We start from the raw sequence: 20,010 nt of genomic DNA on the forward strand, positions 1-20,010 counted from the left end.
TCGCAATCTGCGGAAACGGACATGCAATGCGGTCACACTTGTCGCTCGACGAGCATCTTTTTGATCTCCGCGATGGCCTTGGCGGGGTTGAGATCTTTCGGGCAGACCTTGGCGCAATTCATGATGGTGTGGCAGCGGTAGAGGCGGAACGGGTCCTCAAGATTATCGAGCCGCTCGCCGCTTCCCTCGTCGCGGCTGTCCATGATCCAGCGGTGCGCTTGCAGCAGGGCTGCTGGCCCGAGGAAGCGCTCGCTGGTCCACCAATAGCTGGGACACCCGGTACTGCAGCAAGCGCAAAGAATGCATTCGTAGAGGCCGTCGAGCTTGGCGCGGTCGCTGGGCGATTGTTTCCATTCTTTTTCAGGCATCGGTGTGACTGTCTTGAGCCACGGCTCAATCGAAGCGTACTGGGCGTAGAAATTGCCAAGATCGGGAACGAGATCCTTGATTACCGGAAGATGCGGCAGCGGATAGACCCGGACCACGCCCTTGATTGCATCCGTCGCCATGGTGCAGGCGAGCGTGTTGGTGCCGTCGATGTTCATCGAGCACGAGCCGCAGATTCCCTCGCCGCAGGAACGGCGGAAGGTGAGGGTCGGATCGATGACGTTCTTGATCCAGATCAGCGCGTCGAGCACCATCGGCCCGCAATCGTCGAGATCGACGAAGTAGGTGTCCATGCGTGGGTTCCTCCCATCGTCGGGATTCCAACGATAGACGCGGTACTCGCGTGGATCCCGTGCGCCCGCCGGCCGAGCCCACGTCTTACCTGCGCCGATCTTCGAGTTATTGGGAAGTGTGAATTGGACCATCAGCGCCTCGTCGAGAGCTTCAAGCGCTACTTGAATCCAGACAACCCCGATTCTTTCCAGGCTCGCCGTAAGTCGGCGACCGTCTGACGCCAAGCGTCGCCGCTTCTCCCGCCGAAGCGGCGGACGTAGGCCGGGTGGAAAGTGATCTGCAGCGGATGGCCTTCAAATTGGCGCTTTGCCTTGCGGGCCGTTTGAATCGACTGCGACTCGCCGAATAGGCGGGCCGCCGTGCTGCCAAGGGCAACGATCACGCTCGGCTTGGAACGTCGGATGTCAGTTAGCACCGCTGCACCATAGCACTGGATTTCCTCAGTCGTTGGGCTGCGATTGCGTGGCTTGCGGTCTTTGGAATGTTCGATGGGCCGAAATGGAATGACATTTGCCAAACGGAGCTGGCCAGGGTCGATCCCACTCTCCTCCAGCATCTTGCGCAATGCGTTGCCGGCCGGCCCGACGAAAGGCTTGCCCTGCGCGGCTTCCTCGCCGCCTGGCGCTTCACCAACCAAGTATAGCCGCGGTCGCCGGAAAAGACCTTCAGGCGCGACACGACGGTGATCGAGAAGTTTGTTTGCGGCACTTGTCTCGGCCATCGGTTCCGGCACTCGCCAAGCCAAAAGGTACCTTGCTCAGCCGGCTTCGGTTCGCAGGCTCGCTTTCTGCCAGTCGGCTTTGCCGGCCTTGTAGTCGAATACTTTGGTGTAACCCAGCCGATCCAAATGTTCAGCAGCCTGAGGCGACAGCTGACACTCGCCATCAGCGCAATAGACAACCACCGGGACATTCTTGTCGGGAATTGCATTCTGGACGTGCTCGTCGAATGCTTCATCGAAGGGAACGTTGATTGCTCCGGGCAGATGCCCTTTTCGAAAATTCGGCTCCGGAAGCACTTCGACGATGCTGGCATGTCGCCGCATCAGCGACCGTACCTGCTCACGAGAAATTTCCTGCATCGTTGCTCTCCTGGCACGCTCTTTTACGGGCAACTCGTCGCCAAAAGAACGGTTCCGTCGTCGTTTGGAACTTCGCCTTCAACATAGCGGTTGCGGGACTGCGAGGAGGATGAGGAAGCAGCGCAGCGCAATATCGGCCAGCCGTGGCCATCGCCCTGGCGGCCGCGATCAATGCTGCGATGGAACCCGACCGAGAGGCCTTCCGGGCTTAGCGCGATGAGGCCCTTGTCGAGCAAGTGTCGTTTGATCATTCCATCCTTCCATACCACATCTAAATCAAGGAGCCCGGCTATGACCCAGGTGCAGATACTGGCCGGCTTTGTTGAGCGGGCGCGTTTTGCCGACCTCAGTATTGCGGCTGTGGAGCAGCTGAAAATCCGCGTGCTGGACACCATTGGCGTCGCGCTTGGCGCACTTGACGCTGGGCCCATCGGCGCCATTCGCAAGCTGGTAGCCGAGCTCGGTGGCCGGCCTCTCTCTACGCTCATTGGCGGCGGCAAGACCGCGCCTGACCGGGCGGCCTTCTTCAATGGCGCGCTCAGCCGATATCTCGATTTCATGGACAGCTATCTCGCCAAAGGCGAGACCTGTCATCCGTCCGACAATCTCGGCGCGGTTCTGGCGGCAGCCGAGATGCGGCAGGCAACCGGAGCTGAGTTTTTGACCGCGCTCGCAGTCGCATATCAGATCCATACCCGTTTGAGCGATGTTGCTCCGGTGCGAGACAAGGGGTTCGATCATACAACCCAAGGCGCCTACGCCGCAGCGGCCGGAGCTGCCAAGGCGCTCGCTCTCCCGTGCGATCAGATTGCCAACTCAATCGCCATCAGCGGCACTGCGAACAACGCGCTGCGCGTGACCCGCACCGGCGCACTGTCGCACTGGAAGGGCCTAGCCTATCCGAATACAGCCATGGCGGCGACATATGCTGCGTTGCTTGCGGCACGCGGCATTACCGGGCCGGAGGCGGTTTTCGAGGGCAATAAGGGGTTCATGGACACGATCGCTGGGCCATTCGAGATCGACTGGTCGAAGGAAGATCTGGAGCGTGTGCGCCTTACCATATTGAAAAAGCACAATGCCGAAATCCATGCGCAGTCGGCTATCGATGCGGCCCTGGATATTCGCGCGAATCCCCACTTTGCAGCCATCGCGGTGCGGGCCCTGCGGCTCAAGACCTTTGCGGTGGCCCATCGGATCATCGGTGGCGGAGAGGAGGGCAACAAACGAATTGTGCGAACAAAGGAGGAGGCTGATCACAGCCTTCCTTATATGCTGGCGGTTGCCCTTATTGACGGCCAGGTGCAGCCCGAGCAGTACGCGCCCGATCGCATAGCCGCCACCGATGTCCAGCAGATGCTGCGCAAGGTAACCATTATGCCGGAAGCACGGCTATCGGCACTATTCCCGCAGCGCTTGCCAGCCGAGCTCGAAGTGGAGCTGGAGGATGGCACCGTCTTTTCCGTGCAGCGGGAAGACTATCACGGTTTTCACACCAGTCCCTTTGATTGGACGGCCGCGCGAGCCAAGTTCGATCGCGTGAGCCGCACCTTCACCACCGCGGCGGAGCGGGCGGCGATAGCCGACGTGATCGCCACGCTTGACGAACGCCCGATCGCTGACCTGACGGAGTTGCTCGGCGCTATTCGCTCGCATGCCGCTGCCACATGATATCCGTGCGCGTAGAAGGACGAGACCGATGACCGAGACCACATTTTCTTTCATCCCCCGGGCGGCGCGTTCGGCAAAGCCGCGCAAGACCGGACTTACCGAAGTTCGAGGACCCTATTACAGCGCTTATGGTCCGCGTCATCTCGCCGATGTCTTGGAGACGGTCGGCGCCTGGGTCGATGGGATCAAGTATGCGGGCGGGTCGTTCGCGCTGATGCCCGCGGACGCGGTGAAGAGCATCAACAGGCTGGCACACGATCATGATGTTTACGTGTCGACCGGCGGCTGGATCGAAAATGTGCTGCGTTTTGGGCCGGAAGCGGTTGATCGCTACATTGAGGAAGCCAAGGCCCTCGGCTTCGATGTCATTGAAATCTCGACCGGCTTCATCAGCTTGCCGACGGATAGCCTCCTACGCCTGATCGAGAAGGTGAAAATCGCCGGGCTGAAAGCCAAGCCCGAACTCGGCATTCAGTTCGGCGCTGGGGGCAGCACCGCGGCCGAGGAACTCGCGGCCGAGGGCACCAAGGATGTCGGCTGGCTGATCGCACAGGCCGAGCGCGCGCTCGATGCCGGCGCCGACATCATCATGATCGAAAGCGAAGGTATCACCGAAAATGTGAGCAAATGGCGCACTGATGTGGTTGCCCGTATCATCAATCAGCTTGGGCTCGAAAAGGTCATGTTCGAAGGTGCCGATCCCGCAGTATTCGAGTGGTACATCAAGAACTATGGCAACGAGGTCAATCTATTCGTCGATCACAGCCAGATCATACAGCTCGAGGCGCTGCGGTCCGGCATTTGGGGCACCAAAAGCACTTGGGGCCGCATTCAAAACCTTGCTCCATGAGTCGTGCACGATATTTTGCCGTTCCACAGCCGGCCGTGGGGAGATCCCGGGCCCTATTCATGTGAATCGCAGAAATGGGTGGCATGCAGGGCCCGTCCCCGAATTGACCTGCGCGTGTTGCACTTGCACACTTGTGCTCGGGTTGTTGACCTACGCGTAGCAGCTTGGCCGAGCGTAGCGCAGGAGGACTGGCAGCATTACTGCCCATTTTTCGGAACCAGTGGTCGCCAAGCGGCGTTTTCCCGGAACGAAAGCCGCGAATCATGATGGCGCTGACCGCCTATCGCAGGAAGCGTAATTTTCGGAAGACGCCAGAGCCGCGTGCGAATGCGCATCGCAGAGCGAGGGGGCTGATTTTTGTCGTCCAAAGCATCGCGCCTCGCACGTGCATCATGATTTTCGGTTGGAACTGGACCGCGTGCTCAAGAGCTGGGCCGTCCCCAAAGGCCCGCCCAGAAGGTCTGCGAACAAGCGCCTCGCCGTGCAGGTTGAGGATCATCCCTACGCGTACAAGGATTTCGAGGGAGCGATACCCGAGGGCGAGTACGGTGCCGGGACCGCGGCAAAATGGGACGCAGGAACCTACGCGGCTGAAGGCGCTCACAATCTTGCGGAGAGCGAGCGATCCATGCGGTCAGGGTTGCGGCGAGGGCGCGTGAGCTTCGTTCTCAATGGGAGCAAGCTCAGGGGAACGTATTCGCTCGTGCGCTTGAAAAGCCCGAAGCAATGGCTGCTGATCAAGAAGCATGCGAAAGAGTGACCTGAAGCCAATGCTTGCAACCCTGATCGACGCGCCGTTCGACGATAAGGAGTGGGTTTTCGAGACGAAATGGGATGGCTTCCGATTGGTTGCAAAAACCGGAGGCGGAGACGCTTCCCTGTATTCGCGCAATGGCAATGACGTGACCAGACGGTACGCCGCGATCGCCGAAGCGCTCCACATTATCAAGCGCAACGCCGTGATCGATGGCGAACTGGTGGCCCTCGACGCGCACGGCCGATCCCGGTTTCAACTGTTGCAGAACGCCCTGAAGGGCAAAGCGCGCCTCCGATATTACGTCTTCGATCTTCTCTTCCTCGACGACAATGATTTGCGCGGCGCACCACTGGTCGAGCGCAAGCAGCGCCTGCACGCTATTCTGGGCCGCCATCCATTGATCCGTTTCAGCGTCGATCCGTTTCAGCGTCCATCGAAAGAAACACGGCCAAGCAGCATTCAACAAGGCAAAACGCGCGGGCGAGGAAGGTGTCATCGCCAAGCGTGTGTCCGGTCGGTATTATTCCGGCAAGCGCACGAGAGAATGGCTAAAGATAAAGACCGGCCACGAGCAGGAAGCCATCATCGTCGGCTTTACCGCACCGCGCGGCAGCCGGAAGCATTTCGGCTCACTGGTGCTAGGCCTCTATGAGGAGGGCAAACTGGTTTATGCCGGTCACAGCGGCGGGGGCTTTTCGACCGAAATGCTCGCGACGCTGCACGCCCGCATGGTGAAGCTGAAGACCGGCAAGCAGCCGTTCACAGACGTTCCGCACGAAGACCAGACGACGTGGATCAAACCGCGGCTCGTGTGCCAAGTGAAGTTCACCGAATGGACTCGCAAGGGCGAGATGCGTCATCCCGTGTTCCTCGGCCTGCGCACCGACAAGCCCGCGCGGCAAGTCAGGCGAGAGCGAGCATGACCGTAAATTTCACCAATCTAGACAAGTGTTCTGGCCGAAGGAGCGGTATTCCAAGGGCGACGTGATAGCTTATTGCGAGAAGATTGCGCCTTACCTGCTGCCTTATGTCAAAGACCAGGCCGAAGCCCTCAATCGGTTTCCTGACGGCATCAAAGGCAACCATTTTTTCAGAAAGACGTCGATCCCAAGCGACTTCCTCGATTCGTCAAGAGCGTTTCGCTGCGCGCCAAAAGCGCTGGAAAGACTGTGGACTACGTGGTCTGCAACAACAAGGACACTCTTCTCTATCTCGCCAACCTCGGCTGCATCGAAATCAATCCATGGTCTTCGCGCATCGCGCGTCCCGACAAGCCGGATTTCATGATCCTCGACCTCGATCCGAGTAAAGGTGACGTTTTCGACGACGTTATCGCCGTTGCACAAACGGCGCGCCAGGTCCTGGAGGGGTTGCGCGTGAAAAGCTACTGCAAGACCTCCGGGAAGAAGGGGATCCATGTATTGGTCCCATTCGGCGGGGAAATATACCTTTGCGCAAGTCCGTCACTTCGCGAAGCTGTTGGCTGAACGAATCGAAGCCGAAATACCCGCTCTGGCCACGACGCAACATCGAATCGGAAAACGGCGCGGAAAGGTCTACCTCGATTATATGCGGAATGCGATCGGCCAGACTGCGGCGGCGCCATATTCGCTGCGACCCTGGCCGGGTGCGACGGTTTCAACTCCCCTGGATTGGCGCGAAGTAAGAAAGGGGCTGAATCCGCGGCGATTTACCATCAAGACCATCTTCAGACGACTGAAAACCAGAGGCGACCTGCTGAAGCCAATCCTTAAACAACGAACCGACCTGCATCGCATCGTCCGCAGCCTTGAGAGGGACTCGAAGGCGCGCGCTCGCACCTCGCGATCATAAGCCAGGCCAAAGTGATCTTGCCCGGGCGCGCCCCACCAGATTGCCGCCAGGAGGCCGCTCAAGGGCTCGCTGACAAAGAGCTGCTCGCCGGTATCGCCGCTGTCAGAGTTGGGAGAGGCGACCACGACGGTGAAACGTTGCTTTGCCAATTAGAGACACCCGCGATCTCCCAGCAGGGATTCGCATGCGTCCTTAGGCTGAATTGGCATCCAGGAACGAGTCGGGGCCGACGACGTCCTTGCCTAGTAGCGCCTAGTCTGGATGCTCGACTTAACGAGCCTGGCTATCACTGATACTGCCATTGTTGGGCGTTCCGGGACCCGCATCATCGCGTTTGCCGGCGCGGCTATTGCTGGTACTTTTGATATGTCTCCGCTGCCAGTGGAACAACGGGTATTCGCCGCCGGCGAGCGGTCCGCCAAGCAGTTTGACCACGCTTGATCGGCAGTTCCATGGACGATCGAGATTGCACCGGTTTTCTTCAGTGGGCGCTCGCGCAGCGCGATTTCCGCTGGCCCGGTTTTCGTAAGGTGCGCCGCCAAGTCTGCAAGCGCCTGAACCGGCGAATCCGCGAACTCGGACTTGCCGATTTTGCGGCCTACCGCCGCCGCCTCGAGGCCGATCCTGCCGAGTGGATGGCCTTTGATAATTGCTGCGTCGTGACCATTTCCCGTTTCTATCGCGACAGGAGCGTGTACGAGACCTTGCGCGAACGCGTGCTTCCTGAGATCGCGGCACGCGCCGTTCGCGAAGGAAGGATGGTCCGCATCTGGTCTGCCGGCTGCGCGTCTGGCGAAGAGCCATACACGTTGAAAGTCATTTGGGGCTACGATGTAGCGTGTGAGTTTCCCGATGCGTCGGTGTCAATCGTGGCGACCGATATCGATGAAACCGTTCTCGCAAGGGCGCGGCGAGGGTGCTTTGAGCCAACCAGCCTCGGCGAATTCCCGCCGCGGTTGATTGAGCAGGCATTCGACCGGGTCGGGCTCCTCTACTGCATCAAGCCGAAACATCGGGAAGGGATTGAATTCCTGCCTCAGGACTTGCGGAGACGGGGACCAGCATGGATGTTTGATCTCGTTCTTTGCCGCAACATCGCGTTCACCTACTTCGCGGAACCGTTGCAACGCCATGTGCTGAGGCGCATCATGGATCGCCTTGCGCCGCACGGCTATCTCGTCATTGGAACGCATGAGCGGCTGCCGAGCGTCAAGCAGATGTTGAGACCCCTGTGTGGCGCGCCGCAGATTTTCGAACGGACTGAGGTCGCCGAGCGTTCAGTTTCGTACCAATCCTACGATCGATTGCCGCAACTAGGCGCGCACCGGCGGATTGATTGAGCTGGCGGTCCCGTCCTTGCCAAGGAGATGGTGCCATGCCGACATTCATCATGCTCACCCGCCTAAATCCGGATGCCGTTCGTTCGCCGAAAGGACTGGAAGCCCTCGAACGCGACGCCATGAAACGCGTCCGCGAGCAATGCCCGGAGGTTGAATGGCTCAGCAGCTATGCTGTGCTCGGCCCGTACGATTACCTCGATATCTTCGTCGCAAGGGATATCGAAACTGCAGCCAAGGTTTCAACGCTCATCCGTACTTTTGGCCATGCCCAGACCGAAATCTGGTCGGCGACTGAATGGGACCGATTCAAGGAAATCGTCCGGACGCTTCCGGGCGCGGCCCGCGCATGATTCATGCCTGCCGGAGAACCGGGCTCCGCACCCGGCTTTCCTGCAAAATCGAATACTTCCCCACGCCAGATCAGGCCGATCTGTTAGCTGCTTTGGAATACTTCACGGGCGACGAACGGGTTTGCGCCGGCCTAATCAGGTCTGGCGCTGCGGCCGATAGTGCGGTCGACGTCGGCAACCACCCCGTAGAGGCGCTGCCGCGAGAGCCAATGAAGGTCGTCCATGCGTTGCACGATTCCTACCACAACCGGCACGTGGTAGCGTCGCGCAAGGTGCTCAAGCGAGAAAACGGTCCACCAGGCGCGAAAAGCGACTCGCGTCCAAGCGCGCGCGTCCCAGCCGAGCAGGAGGACATCCGGCGCATACCTGCGCACCGCACGATTCAGGTTCCACGGGTACATGACGATGATGCCCAGGCGCACCGGTCGCGTACCCTCCCACGGAAAGGATCTTGCGACGGCAGCAAAGGCAAATACGACCGAGCGACGGGCCACGTTGCTGGCAACCAGCCTCTCGATGACTCTTGAGACAAGTCCCGTCTCCTTCACCTCCACAAACAGTTCAAGGTCAGTCGGCGAAAGAAGCGACAGTGCCGCATCGAGGGTCAGCGCATTCTCGACATGACGCGGCGGGTCGTGTGACACCACCAATGTGTCGGAATCCGCTGCAAGGCAGACGTCGAATTCGACACCAGATATTCTGCCGTCACGGGCGGCACGTGCGAACGCGGCGAGCGAGTTTTCACCCCGACCCGCGGACCATCCACGATGCGCAATAAGCTTCATGACGAGGTCCGTAAAAGCCAAGCTGCGCGCGCCATGCAATCTCCCCGTAGAGAGAAATGTGCAGCTTGAGGCGCAATTTCAAATCGAAATCTCTTGGCTAACTTGGACCTGCCCATTGATTTCAAACGATTTTAGGTTCCAAGGAATCTCGCCACTAGCGCCGCGCAGCCGTAGTCGAGAATAGCCTCATACCTGTCAAATTGCTCTGAGTGCCGGTCGTAGGTCGACCGTGGTACGAGCCAGCGAAGAAGTTGCCAGATCAGCCAATAATCAGCGCTCCCTTGCAAAATGAATTTGATACCCTCGTGGTGGACTTGCCTGGTGCGCGAAATTTGACCGGGAAACGCCCATAGCCAACAACGGCGAAGAGCAGGCGGTCAATTTCCGCGCGCGTCCTTGCCGAATCTCATTTCGATCTGCAACGGAGCATCAGGATCGGAAAGGCGAACCGAAACGCACTAATGCTGAGAACCGTGATCTGTCGAGCGGAGAAGGGGGGACGATCGAGACGCCTCCGCTCCCAAGCGATGTTTCACGGGATGATTGGACTGGAAGCGTGCGTCCGCGATCAAACTCGCATATGTATGCAATCCTAGGCGTAGCTCGCACATCAGAGCGGGCCTCTTCGAAGCAACACTCGCCATCAGCGTGAGATGGTCGCGATCAACGACGGGATCAACGTGGGCCGTTCTAAAAAAGCGCACGTTGCCAGCAGGGCAACGAAGCGAAAGAATTCTTCATCGCGGGCTGCAATCTCTTCTTCATCGCCCCTAGGCATGATGGCCCTCCATCTGCTCGTACAGTGGAGGAAGTCTGGCCGCAATGGCGTCGTCTTTCTTGCTGAACACGAGAATAAAGCCGAGCGGCTGGGTGCCATCATTCATGCCATCGATGCTTCGTGCGATGTGCTTGTTTTTCCAAGACTCAATACGCTGCCGTTCGATCAGCTGGAGCCGTCGCACGAAATCGCGGGCAGACGAAGTTCGGTCTTGCGGCGCCTTGCCAAGCCTGAGAAGCCGGTTCTGCTCGTGTCCACGGCAGAGGCCGTGATGGAGCGCCTTCCCACTGTGGCGAGTTGGTCTCGCGTAATCCTTCGGTTGAAAGTCGGCGCCGCGTTTTCTGAACAAGATCTCCGGCCGCGGCTTGAGACCCTCGGATACGACCTTGACGAAGAGGCGGACTATCCCGGCGGCGCGCTGTTTCACGGGAAGACATTCGAGATTTTTCCCGCCGGCGCGCTCGGTCCGTTCAGAGTAGAGCATTCCGGCGGGCTGATACGTCGGATCGTGGCGTTCGATCCGATAGAACATGACATCGTTTTTGAGACGAAAGAGCTTCTCATCGACCCGATGTCGGAGCGGCTGGCCTTCGGGAACATGCGCGGAAAGCGCTCGACCCTATTCGACTATTGTGGTCGAGCCAAGTGGGTCGCGGATGCCGGCGTTTCAGCGCACGCTGATAGCTGGCTTAGCACGATCGAGGAGGCGGCGGGTCGCACGGACAGAGACCGAGAATACCTCGGGAGGCGCGAATGGAAGCAGGCGACCAGGCGTATGAACGTGCTGTCGCAAAAGGCACGTTTCGCTCCCGCACCGGACTTTTCGCAGGTTGCATCGCCCAGGAAGGCGCTTCGTGCGTTCGTCGACGATACGCGGCGCGCCGGTTCGCGCCTGGTTTTCGTCGCAGCGCATGAGGACGACCTGCGCGTGCTGGAACGGATGAGCGGAGTCAAGGCAGAGCACTTTGCGGATTGGAACGAGGCGACGGCCGGACGCCACCGTGAGGCGGCGCTGCTGGCCGATTTTGATAGAGGGTTTGTCGTACCTGGCCGGAAACCTCTTGTCGTCGTAACGGCTTCCGATGTGCTCGGCAGCAGGGCCCATCATCCGCAGCCCCTGGCTAGAAGCTGGAATGCGGCTTTCGACCACGCAGATGTACCGGAGCAGGGCGCCGCGGTCGTTCATCTGCAGCGGGGACTGGCCTTGCTCGACGGCTTGCAGACCGTGGCAACGGGGGGCGGGTCGTCGCGCGAAATGATCCGGCTGGTATTTGCGGGAGACGATGCCGTTCTCGTTCCGCCCGCCGACCTCGCCTTGATCTGGCCATACGCGTCGGAGCGCGGCGAGCTGACCCTCGACAAAGCGGATGGAAGTACATGGTGGAGCCGGCGTACCGAGGCGGAGCGCGAAATCCAAGTCGCCGGCAAGCAACTCGCGAAACACATCAGCCAGCGACGCCGCCGGCGGGCGCCGAAACTTGTACCTCCAGGTCCCGTCTATGAAAGGTTCGTCGCGCGCTTTCCGTATTTCACGACAGTCGACCAAGCGAAAGCCATTCGGGACGTCTTGAATGATCTTGCGTCGGGCCACCCCATGGACAGGATCATTTGCGGCGACGTCGGATTCGGCAAAACCGAGGTGGCGTTGCGAGCCACGGCTGCCGTCGTATTGTCAGGGAAGCAGGTGGCGATAGCGGTGCCGACGACGGTCCTGGCAAGACAGCATGTCGCGACTTTCCGCAAACGCTTCGCTCCGTTTGGCATCGAAGTGGGGAGTTTGTCGCGAACCGGTTCGGGCGCAGCTACAAGAGAGGTGAAGGAGGGGCTGAAGAGTGGCAAATTGAAGGTCGTAGTCGGAACGCAGGCCCTCACCTCGAAGGACGTGAAGTTCGCCGGCCTCGGCCTTGTCGTCATCGATGAGGAACAGCATTTTGGGGCGGCGGAGAAGGCGAGACTTTCCGGGCTGGCCAGGAGTATTCATGCCCTTTGGATGAGCGCCACGCCGATTCCGCGGACTCTCGCGGGCGGTCTTGCTGGCTTCAGGGATCTTGGCGTCATCGCCTCTCCGCCCATTCATCGACTCCCGGTCGTCACAAAGGTTGCTCCTCTTTCGGATGCTGCTATTGCCTCCGCATTGCTGCGCGAGCAAAGGCGGCACGGGCAAAGCTTCTTGATCTGTCCGCGAATTCAGGATCTCGATCCGATGCTGGCGCGCGTTCAATCGGTGGCCCCGGATCTCCGCATCGTCTGTCTGCATGGCAAGTTGCCCGCCGACGACATAGATGACCGAATGATGAGCTTCGTCGAAGGCGCGGCGGACGTGCTGCTGGCGACCAACATCGTAGAGAGCGGTCTCGATATCCCACGTGCAAACACGATCGTGGTCTGTTGGCCCGAAAAGTTCGGTCTCGCGCAACTTCATCAGCTCAGAGGAAGGGTGGGCCGCAGCGGGATACGGGCGTTTGCGCATTTGCTGACCGATTCGGGCTCGGAGCGATCTGAGAAGCGGTTGGCCGTTCTGGAGGAGTTCAGCAGACCGGGCGCGGGTTTCGCGATCAGTGCGCGGGATCTGGACCTCAGGGGAGCGGGGGACGTGCTTTCAGAGCGACAGTCGGGCCACGTGCAGGTGTTCGGACCCGTGCTCTACAGCCACCTTCTGAAATTGGCCTCGGAGAAAGCCGACGACAGAACAGCCGACCTGTGGGTGCCTGACCTGAATCTGCCCGTAGGAGACATGTTGCCCGCAGGCTACGTGCAATCGGAGGCGGTTCGGCTGGAAATCTACGGCCGCGTCGCCAGATGCCGAAGCGAAGATGAGTTGGACGATCTCGAGGAGGAGACTTCCCGTCGCTTCGGCAGATTGCCTCCGGCGGCCCGCGATTTCTTTACCGCAGCAAGGCTCAGGATCGACTGCAGGCGAAGAGGAATCATAAGACTTGATGTCGGCCCGGATGCCGTAGCCGCGACATTCCTGCCGGGACGACTTCGGAAATCCAGGGCGCGATCACTGCAACGCGATGGCGATCGGGTTGTGTACATCAGCAACGGACGCGAGGGACCGCTTAGGAAGGTCGAAGAGTTCCTCGACCTTCTGGACGAGTAATCGCGGCGACTGCTATTCATCTAACGTGGAGAGGCAACTGATCCTCGTCTTCAGGTTCGGGCCCGTTGAATCCGGAAACGGAGGTTCCGAGCGTTCATATTGTCTTCTTTGGGGGCATCAGATGCCTCAGCAGGTCGAGGGCCAAGCTCAGCGTCGATGACGGGACTGACCTGCTGCGGGTGATCAATTCGAAATCGGAAACTTTACCTTGGGGGTTGCCGTCCGGCCCCGCGCGCCGGTAGCTTCACAATGGCCCCAAACCTTGTCGACCAGCGGCTGCAGCTCCGCCGCTAGCGCGTCGTAGTCCGCTAAACCCTGCGAGAACGGGTTTTCGGCGCCGACGAACTTCCGAATCCGGTTAGCTCTAATTGGGCGTTCGCAGATGGCGCGCGAGATCCAGTAATAGTAGCTACCGGCCTTGCCGAAGCGTGCGTTCAGGAACCCGAGCGTCTGGTTGCACATATCCATGCCCGTGAAGATGCTGAGACCGTTCATCTTCACGCTTGCCGCCGGGCCGAACCCATGGAATTTCCCGAGGGGGATTGAACGAATGCTGGACGCATCTTTCGCGTGATAACGTAACTGCCCATTTGGCTTTCGGTAGTCCGAGGCGAGCTTTGCCAGAAATTTGTTGTAGGAGATGCCGGCGTAGGTGGTCAGGCCGGTCTCGCTCAGGATTTTCACTCTGATCAAGTCGCGATTTCCGTTGCGATCGAGATACCCTGGATGTTCTCGGTGGCATCGAGGTAAGCCTCGTCGAGGATAGCGGCTATGTTGGTTGCGGAGTTGCGTCGTGTCTTGGTCCCTGCGCATTGGGAGGCCATCCCTGTGCCCGGCGGCCGGCGGCTCGTCACGCTTCGGATCGCGATCTGAGCGAGACCGTCCCGAATCAGCCGCCATGCTGGTCGATGGGTTCTGCTTGACGGGCATGATGGACCTCCCCTCAAAAATTAACGTTCGGCGAGATGCTCGCGGGCTCTCCCTCTGTCGTGGACCCGACAGAACGATCAGCTTTTTGTGGTTTCGAATTCGAGGGCGTTCATCGAGGGTTCAGGGGCACCGATATATTGGCAGTGGGTAAAGATCTCAAACCCCCTCTTCGTTTGTAAGCAGGCAATGCAGGCAAGGAGATGGCGCATGTTGCTCGATAGTAAGAAAGCGAACGAAATGCAGGCTGCAGTTGATACAGTTTTCGCTCGGCTGCCAAAGATTTTCAAAACTAAAGAAACTAGGATTGAGATCGCCAAGAGCGTAGTCCGCAGCGAGGGCGAGTACCACGAGGCCGCCCGAAGATGTGTATTGGGAATGTTCGCGAGCGTCGAACGGGCGATTGAGAACAGAGAGAAGCTGGCTAACTTAAAGTAGTCGGCGGAGGAGTCCGATTCGATTTTCCTCTACTCTCGAACATTACGGGAATCTACTGAAGCCATCGCCGCCCCGCCCTTGGCTTCTATCGGTGAGAGAGTGTTGTGTTCCCGCCCGACCCGCGCGGAGGTGCACGATACTATTTACCGGATGTTCGATGCGTCTTCCCAAAGGCGTGGAAATGCTTGGCAAGTCCTTTGAAGTCATTCCTGACGGAAATCAAGCTTACGGTGCGCACCGACCCACTTACCATCCTCGTTGCCCAATGGATCATGAGTTCGCCAAGGATGGCGAACGTGATCCGGTCGAGCTGCATCGGCGAGTGCTGGATTCGTTGGAGTAGGGCCGCCTCAGTTGTCGGCCATCCTGCGGGCCTGGTTTCCCTGTGTGTATCCGCCGTCACACTGCGGTCGATCCGGGCGATTTTCAATGACCAACGTCTGCCCCAATTGCTTTTCGGCGGTCGGCCGTACGATGCGTGCGATTGCATCGGAACTGCCGCCGGCGGGAAACCCAACGACGAGGCGGATCGCACGTTCGGGGTAGGCACCCGCAGCCGTACCACTCCCAACCGCTGTCCACTGGCATGCGAGCACGATTGCTATCACGGCTCTCGAAGCGCTTCTCATGATCCCTCCTGGTGTTTCTTGTGAGGCTCGCGCCAGCCAACAGATTTGGATTTCTAGGGATGCCGGCCGGTAATTGCCGATCGTCATTGTGCCGGCAGCCAGGACGAGTGGAAATGCTTGATGCTCCAACCCTGGTCGCCTTGGTCACGAGGAAGGTGAGCTGGCAGGATCGTCAATAGAACGAGCGCCAACAGCAATTTTCTCATGATCGTTCGCGTTCCGCTGTGGGTTGATACACACGCCTCAGATCATCTTGCAGAGTCCTGACGCTTCGGGTTAGCCACAAAATACTCATGAATTGATAAGGTCGCCTTATGACTCCAGCAATGCGGGTTAGCCAATCTACTTTGCGGATCCCGCGCCACGGACGATATCCACGAGTCGACCGGGATCGGCTGAGGTGCCATTTCCCCGCCAAGCGACATGCTGGTCTGGTCGGACCAATATAAGGTCGTACGGAAACAACTCCGCCGCTTCAGGGCTGGATACATCAAGTACCGTCAACGGGACGCAGGCAGCCGCTGCGGCATTTGTCAGGCTGGATACGTCTATGTCCGGGTTCAGTCGCAGCAGCGTGTAGTACGGTCCCATCGCGTCATAAAGCGAACGTCGATCTGCGAGCCAGATGTGGGGCAGGCGGGCGCCCGGAACTGTCGATGGCGTGAACTCTCCCATCGTATACGGCGGCGCAGCTTCGCCATCATACACGATGATAGGCGATCCCTGATAGAAATAGCCGAAGTTCAATCCCGCGCAGCAATACTGCTGCACATTGAGGTCATACGTCGTCTTGCCGACCGCGGCGCGATAGGCGTCGGCCTCCGGTCCGTCGGCCTCTATTTCGTCGCTGACGGATTTTCGCGCCTTGGTCATCGCGTGCGCATGGTCCATCGCGAAATGCGAAACCTGATCGGTGATCGGCAGCCGCTCGGCTGCATAGGCTGCCAATATTCCCTCCGCGCCCCAGCCTTCGAGCCGCGCCGCCAATAGCCACGCCAGATCGGCGGCATCGGCAATGCCGGCATTCATACCGTAGCCGGCATAGGGCACCCAGAGATGACAGGCATCGCCGCAGATGAAGACCTTGTCGTCGCGCACCTTGTCGGCGATCAGGCGGCGCCCGACCCAGTCTTCCTTGCTGATCAGTTCGTATTCGAAATCCTGGTCGACGCCGAGCACGGTGCGGATCGCGGCGTCGCGGTCGACGGCTTCAAAGTCCGTTACTCCCGGCTTGAGATAAACATGAACCAGCCAGTTCTGCTTGCCGTCGATCGCGTAGACGTTGCCGGATTGCCGCGCATTCAGTGCGAAAGATGCCCATGCCGGAGTGCCACCTTGTTCCAGCAGCAATCCGAGCAACTTCGGCGCGCGAATGTAACTCGACTGCACATACTGCAAGGCGACGTCGCCGCTCAGTGTCGCGCCGATTTTCTTGCGCACCAGCGAGCGGCCGCCATCGCAGCCGATCAAAAATTTACAGGAAATATCGATCTCCTTGCCGTTCGCGGTGGCGAAGGCCGTAACTCGTTCGGCGCCTTGCGCAAAATCGACCAGTGTCGTGCCGTTGAAAATGCGCGCGCTCGGCATCGCCGACAGATGAGCGAACAACACCGGCTCGAGATAGATCTGATTGATCCGGTGCGGCGGCTCCGGCGTCGGCCACCAGGTATCTGGGCCATCCTTGGCCGTATAGCGCTCGGAACGGCACGGAATTTTGATCCGCGTGATTTCGTGGCCGAGAAACGCAGTTCGAAAGACCACGTCGTTGGGATAATCCGCCGGCAATCCGGCGTCGCGCACCTTTTGCGCGACGCCGAGCCGGCGGAAGATTTCCATCGAGCGCGCCGAGACGTGGTTCGACTTGACGCTGGGCGGCTCGCCCCGCGCGCGGGATTCCAGCAGGATGACGTCGACGCCGCGCCAGGCCAGATCCATTGCCAAAGTCAGCCCGACCGGGCCTGCGCCAACCACCACGACGTCAGCCTGCAGCTGCTCGGCCATTTCCCCGTCTCCGCGCACGACTGTTCTACTGGGCTATCTTGATATTGCCGGCGCGGGCCACCGCTCTCCAGCGTTCAAGATCCGCCGCGATGATGCGCGAAAACTCCTCCGACGAATTGCCGACGGACTCGATGTTGAGCAATTTTAGGCGGGAGATCACGTCCGGCAACCGCGCGATACGGACGAATTCAGCCTCGAGCTTCCTGACAATTTCGGGCGGCGTCGCCGCGGGCACGAATATGCCGCTCCACAACACCGCTTCGACGTCAGCGCCCGCCTCCTTCATGGTTGGCACATCGGGCAAACTGTCCATCCGCTTCGGAGCAGCAACTGCCAACGCGCGCGCCTGACCGCCGTTGACCTGGCTGGTCACCGGTCCGGCGTCGGCGATGGTCGCGGTCACCTCGCCCGAGATCACCGCGGTGACGGAATCGTTGGCTCCCTTGTAGGGGATCATCTGCATCGGAACGCCGGTCTTCTGCTTGAACAGCTCGGTCGCGAGCTGGAAGGCGGCGGAGGAACTGGAATAGTTCGTCTTGTCTGGATTGCTTTTTGCGTAGGCGACGAGATCGGCCAACGATTTGAACGGCGACGCCGCGTTGACGATCAGGATCAGTGGAAACGATCCAAGCTCGGACACCGGCTTGAAATCCCGCATCGTGTCGTAGCTCAGCTTCTCATAGACTGCCGGATTGATCACCATCGCGCCGCTGGCACCGACCAGCAGCGTGTAGCCATCAGGTGCAGACCGCGCGACGTATTCGGTGGCAAGGATCGCCCCCGCGCCGGGCTTGTTTTCAATGATGACCGGCTGGCCGAGACTTTCCGATAATTTCTGCCCGAAGATGCGGGCGATGACGTCGTTGCCACCACCCGGCGTGAAGCCGACGATGATGTGAATCGCCCGGCCCGGATATTTGACCTCAGCGGCAGCAGGCGCGAGGCCGAAAGAACTCAAACAGATGGCGGCCAGCGCCACGCGGCTAAAGGTTTTCATGATTGCGATCCCTCCCCGGGCTGGATTGGCGCGCTAGAGCGGCGTGATCTGGACATGCAGGACGGCAGCGATCCCGCCGTCGACAGCGGCGAGGCAGCGCTCGACCGCAGCGGCGAGTTCATCCGGCTCGCTGACGAATTCACCATGCGCGCCGAAGGCGCGGCCGATATCGGAGAAGCCTCGTTTTTCGCCCTGCCGGCCCGAGCGCAGTTGCGATTGAAAGGAATCGGTCTCGGCGGCGACGCCCTTCGGATAGACCCTCTGTACCGACGACTTGACCGCCTGCCAGCCGCCATTGTCGAGCACGACTGTCAGAATCGGAATTTGATATTGCTGGGCGACGGCGAATACGGAGTCCGGCGAAGAAAAATGATAGGCGCCGTCGCCGATGATCTGCACGATGCGCCGCTCCGGCTGCGCCAACTTCAAGCCCAGCGCCATGCCGCCGCTGAAGCCGAGCCCGCCGCCGGCGAGGCCGACGTAGCTGTGCGGCTGCGTGCGACGGATCTGCTCCTGCAGCAGCGGCCCATTGCGGATCGCTTCGTTGACGACGATATCGTCTTGCGACAACGCACGGTTCAGGGTTGCGAACAGAAAGGCCGCGCTGAGCGCGCCTGACGTACCCTTGTTCTCGGCAGCAGCGGCGCGGCGCCTGGCCGCTGCATCGCGCGCACCGCTCCAGCCGGCGGTGCGCTCAGTGACGCGCTTGCGATAAAGATCATCCGCGCGCGCCTCGACCACCTCGAGCACCTGTCGCAGAACAGTCGCGCAATCGGCCTGGACCCTGATGTCGGTCGGGAATCCCCACATCGGGAAATCCGACTTCAACGGATCGATGTCGATCTGGATCCAGTCGATGGCTTCGACGCGCCTAGCGTATTGCGGCACAAAAGGCACGTCGGTATCGAGCAGCAGCCCGACATCGGCCTGTTCCAGCAGAGGCAGCGGATCGAAACCGGCGAAGCACGGCGAATCCTGCGAGACGTTGAGATCGATCGAGTTGAATTCCGCGATCCGGATGCCGCAGGCCAGCGCGAGGCGCTCCAGCGCCGCGACAGCGTCCGCATTGCGACCGAGATAGGCCGTCAGCGCGATCGGATTTTCCGAAGCCATCAATCGGCTGGCGATGGTTTCGACGCGGTCCTGATCGATACCGCCGACCGCGACGCTGCCAAAGCGCGCGGGGTTATAGGCCGGCATCTGCGCCTCGTCCCATTGTTCGGCCAGCGTCTCGCGCGGCAGCATCATGTAGACTGGCCCCGGTGGATCGCTGTGCATGAAGGCGCTCGCGCGGGCAAGCGCCTCCTTCACGACGATGCCCGAGGGCAGCGAGTATTCCCATTTGACATAGGGCCGCACGATGCTGGCGATGTCGAAGGGATCCTGCACGAAGTGCACATAGGTGTCGCGCGATCCGGTCAATTCGCCATGCAGCGTGTAAGGCGCGCGTCCGGCGAACAGCATCACCGGCAGCCGGTAACGAAACAGGTTCTGGATCGCCATGCAGGCATTGGCGGTCCCAGCATCGACATGCACGAACACCGCCTGTCCCCTGCCGGTCGCCAGCGCATAGCCGCCGGCCATGTGCACGGCGACGATCTCATGCGGGCAGAGGATAACTTCCGGATGCTTGCGGCCTTCGCGGTCCCAGCGGGCGATCTCCTCGATCAGCGAGACGTGGTCGGTGCCGAGATTGGCGAAGATATATTCAACGCCGAGATCGACCAGACCCTCGAGAAAATAATGCGCGGCGCTATGACGGCTCATACCCTTGATTCCCTGTGTTTCC

General features: G+C 60.0%; 18 protein-coding genes and 4 pseudogenes. 13 read left to right on the top strand and 9 right to left on the bottom strand.

Annotated elements, in window-relative coordinates:
* Positions 1 to 32: 32 nt before the first annotated feature.
* From V1286_RS06825 to V1286_RS06840, 4 genes are read right to left on the bottom strand one after another with little or no spacing between them, the layout of a single operon-like run.
* On the bottom strand, positions 33 to 812 hold the full coding sequence (locus tag V1286_RS06825) for a succinate dehydrogenase iron-sulfur subunit (RefSeq protein ID WP_334489553.1): 780 nt from the start codon (positions 810 to 812) through the stop codon (positions 33 to 35).
* A gap of 26 nt (positions 813 to 838) precedes the next feature.
* Positions 839 to 1,402 carry a uracil-DNA glycosylase gene (locus V1286_RS06830; protein ID WP_334478436.1) on the bottom strand — a complete coding sequence of 188 codons (564 nt, stop codon included), beginning with the start codon at positions 1,400 to 1,402 and terminating at the stop codon, positions 839 to 841.
* Positions 1,403 to 1,438: 36 nt separating this feature from the next.
* The gene (locus V1286_RS06835) at positions 1,439 to 1,762 is read right to left on the bottom strand and encodes a rhodanese-like domain-containing protein (RefSeq protein ID WP_334478438.1); all 324 of its coding nucleotides are present in this window, start codon (positions 1,760 to 1,762) and stop codon (positions 1,439 to 1,441) included.
* A gap of 23 nt (positions 1,763 to 1,785) precedes the next feature.
* On the bottom strand, positions 1,786 to 2,013 hold the full coding sequence (locus V1286_RS06840) for a hypothetical protein (RefSeq protein WP_334478440.1): 228 nt from the start codon (positions 2,011 to 2,013) through the stop codon (positions 1,786 to 1,788).
* Positions 2,014 to 2,053: 40 nt separating this feature from the next.
* Between V1286_RS06840 and V1286_RS06845 the strand changes: the two genes are divergently transcribed.
* The 10 genes and pseudogenes from V1286_RS06845 to V1286_RS06885 all read left to right on the top strand — a co-directional run bounded on the left by V1286_RS06845 (position 2,054) and on the right by V1286_RS06885 (position 8,563).
* A complete protein-coding gene (locus V1286_RS06845; RefSeq protein ID WP_334478441.1) occupies positions 2,054 to 3,433 on the top strand; it encodes an MmgE/PrpD family protein in 1,380 nt (459 codons plus the stop codon).
* Between the two features lie 28 nt (positions 3,434 to 3,461).
* Positions 3,462 to 4,283, top strand: a complete 822-nt coding sequence (locus V1286_RS06850; RefSeq protein ID WP_334478443.1) for a phosphosulfolactate synthase — start codon at positions 3,462 to 3,464, stop codon at positions 4,281 to 4,283.
* Between the two features lie 379 nt (positions 4,284 to 4,662).
* Positions 4,663 to 5,043: pseudogene (locus V1286_RS06855) on the top strand (DNA polymerase ligase N-terminal domain-containing protein); the annotation flags it as partial.
* Between the two features lie 10 nt (positions 5,044 to 5,053).
* Positions 5,054 to 5,365: pseudogene (locus V1286_RS06860) on the top strand (ATP-dependent DNA ligase); the annotation flags it as partial.
* Positions 5,366 to 5,456: 91 nt separating this feature from the next.
* Positions 5,457 to 5,540 (top strand): annotated as a pseudogene (locus tag V1286_RS06865) (hypothetical protein); the annotation flags it as partial.
* Between the two features lie 6 nt (positions 5,541 to 5,546).
* Positions 5,547 to 5,963, top strand: coding sequence for an ATP dependent DNA ligase (locus V1286_RS06870; protein ID WP_334478445.1), 417 nt, complete (start codon positions 5,547 to 5,549; stop codon positions 5,961 to 5,963).
* A 61-nt stretch (positions 5,964 to 6,024) separates the two neighbouring features.
* Positions 6,025 to 6,527 (top strand): annotated as a pseudogene (ligD, locus tag V1286_RS06875) (non-homologous end-joining DNA ligase LigD).
* Positions 6,457 to 6,873 (top strand): non-homologous end-joining DNA ligase LigD, encoded by a 417-nt coding sequence (gene ligD / locus V1286_RS38850; protein ID WP_417021110.1) that lies wholly within the window; start codon positions 6,457 to 6,459, stop codon positions 6,871 to 6,873. Before ligD (V1286_RS06875) ends, ligD (V1286_RS38850) begins: the two are co-directional and overlap by 71 nt.
* Before the next feature lie 452 nt (positions 6,874 to 7,325).
* Positions 7,326 to 8,213 (top strand): CheR family methyltransferase, encoded by an 888-nt coding sequence (locus V1286_RS06880; protein ID WP_334478447.1) that lies wholly within the window; start codon positions 7,326 to 7,328, stop codon positions 8,211 to 8,213.
* A gap of 35 nt (positions 8,214 to 8,248) precedes the next feature.
* Positions 8,249 to 8,563 carry a GYD domain-containing protein gene (locus V1286_RS06885; protein WP_334419665.1) on the top strand — a complete coding sequence of 105 codons (315 nt, stop codon included), beginning with the start codon at positions 8,249 to 8,251 and terminating at the stop codon, positions 8,561 to 8,563.
* Positions 8,564 to 8,694: 131 nt separating this feature from the next.
* Here V1286_RS06885 and V1286_RS06890 read toward each other — a convergent pair whose 3' ends face one another.
* Positions 8,695 to 9,348 carry a glycerophosphodiester phosphodiesterase gene (locus tag V1286_RS06890; protein WP_334478448.1) on the bottom strand — a complete coding sequence of 218 codons (654 nt, stop codon included), beginning with the start codon at positions 9,346 to 9,348 and terminating at the stop codon, positions 8,695 to 8,697.
* Between the two features lie 776 nt (positions 9,349 to 10,124).
* On the opposite strand from V1286_RS06890, the gene V1286_RS06895 reads away from it, so the two are divergent.
* Positions 10,125 to 13,229 (top strand): DEAD/DEAH box helicase, encoded by a 3,105-nt coding sequence (locus V1286_RS06895; RefSeq protein WP_334489554.1) that lies wholly within the window; start codon positions 10,125 to 10,127, stop codon positions 13,227 to 13,229.
* Between the two features lie 183 nt (positions 13,230 to 13,412).
* On the opposite strand, the gene V1286_RS06900 is transcribed toward V1286_RS06895, so the two are convergent.
* On the bottom strand, positions 13,413 to 14,159 hold the full coding sequence (locus tag V1286_RS06900; protein ID WP_417021111.1) for a DNA polymerase IV: 747 nt from the start codon (positions 14,157 to 14,159) through the stop codon (positions 13,413 to 13,415).
* 207 nt (positions 14,160 to 14,366) lie between these two features.
* Here V1286_RS06900 and V1286_RS06905 point away from each other — a divergent pair, with 207 nt between their 5' ends.
* Together V1286_RS06905 and V1286_RS06910 are read left to right on the top strand one after the other, a co-directional pair.
* Positions 14,367 to 14,594: a hypothetical protein gene (locus V1286_RS06905; protein ID WP_334478449.1), complete on the top strand. Its 228-nt coding sequence runs from the start codon at positions 14,367 to 14,369 to the stop codon at positions 14,592 to 14,594.
* 157 nt (positions 14,595 to 14,751) lie between these two features.
* On the top strand, positions 14,752 to 14,937 hold the full coding sequence (locus V1286_RS06910; RefSeq protein ID WP_334478450.1) for a hypothetical protein: 186 nt from the start codon (positions 14,752 to 14,754) through the stop codon (positions 14,935 to 14,937).
* Positions 14,938 to 15,565: 628 nt separating this feature from the next.
* On the opposite strand, the gene V1286_RS06915 is transcribed toward V1286_RS06910, so the two are convergent.
* Genes V1286_RS06915 through V1286_RS06925 form a run of 3 tightly spaced genes read right to left on the bottom strand, consistent with a single transcriptional unit; the run spans position 15,566 to position 19,988 of the window.
* A complete protein-coding gene (locus V1286_RS06915) occupies positions 15,566 to 17,224 on the bottom strand; it encodes an FAD-dependent oxidoreductase (RefSeq protein WP_334478451.1) in 1,659 nt (552 codons plus the stop codon).
* A gap of 25 nt (positions 17,225 to 17,249) precedes the next feature.
* Positions 17,250 to 18,221 carry a Bug family tripartite tricarboxylate transporter substrate binding protein gene (locus V1286_RS06920; protein ID WP_334478452.1) on the bottom strand — a complete coding sequence of 324 codons (972 nt, stop codon included), beginning with the start codon at positions 18,219 to 18,221 and terminating at the stop codon, positions 17,250 to 17,252.
* Between the two features lie 33 nt (positions 18,222 to 18,254).
* Entirely contained in the window at positions 18,255 to 19,988 is a 1,734-nt protein-coding gene (locus V1286_RS06925; RefSeq protein ID WP_334478453.1) for a thiamine pyrophosphate-requiring protein, read from the bottom strand.
* Between the last annotated feature and the right edge of the window lie 22 nt (positions 19,989 to 20,010).

Origin of the sequence: Bradyrhizobium algeriense (assembly GCF_036924595.1) — a bacterium.
GTDB classification, from domain to species: Bacteria; Pseudomonadota; Alphaproteobacteria; order Rhizobiales; family Xanthobacteraceae; genus Bradyrhizobium; species Bradyrhizobium algeriense.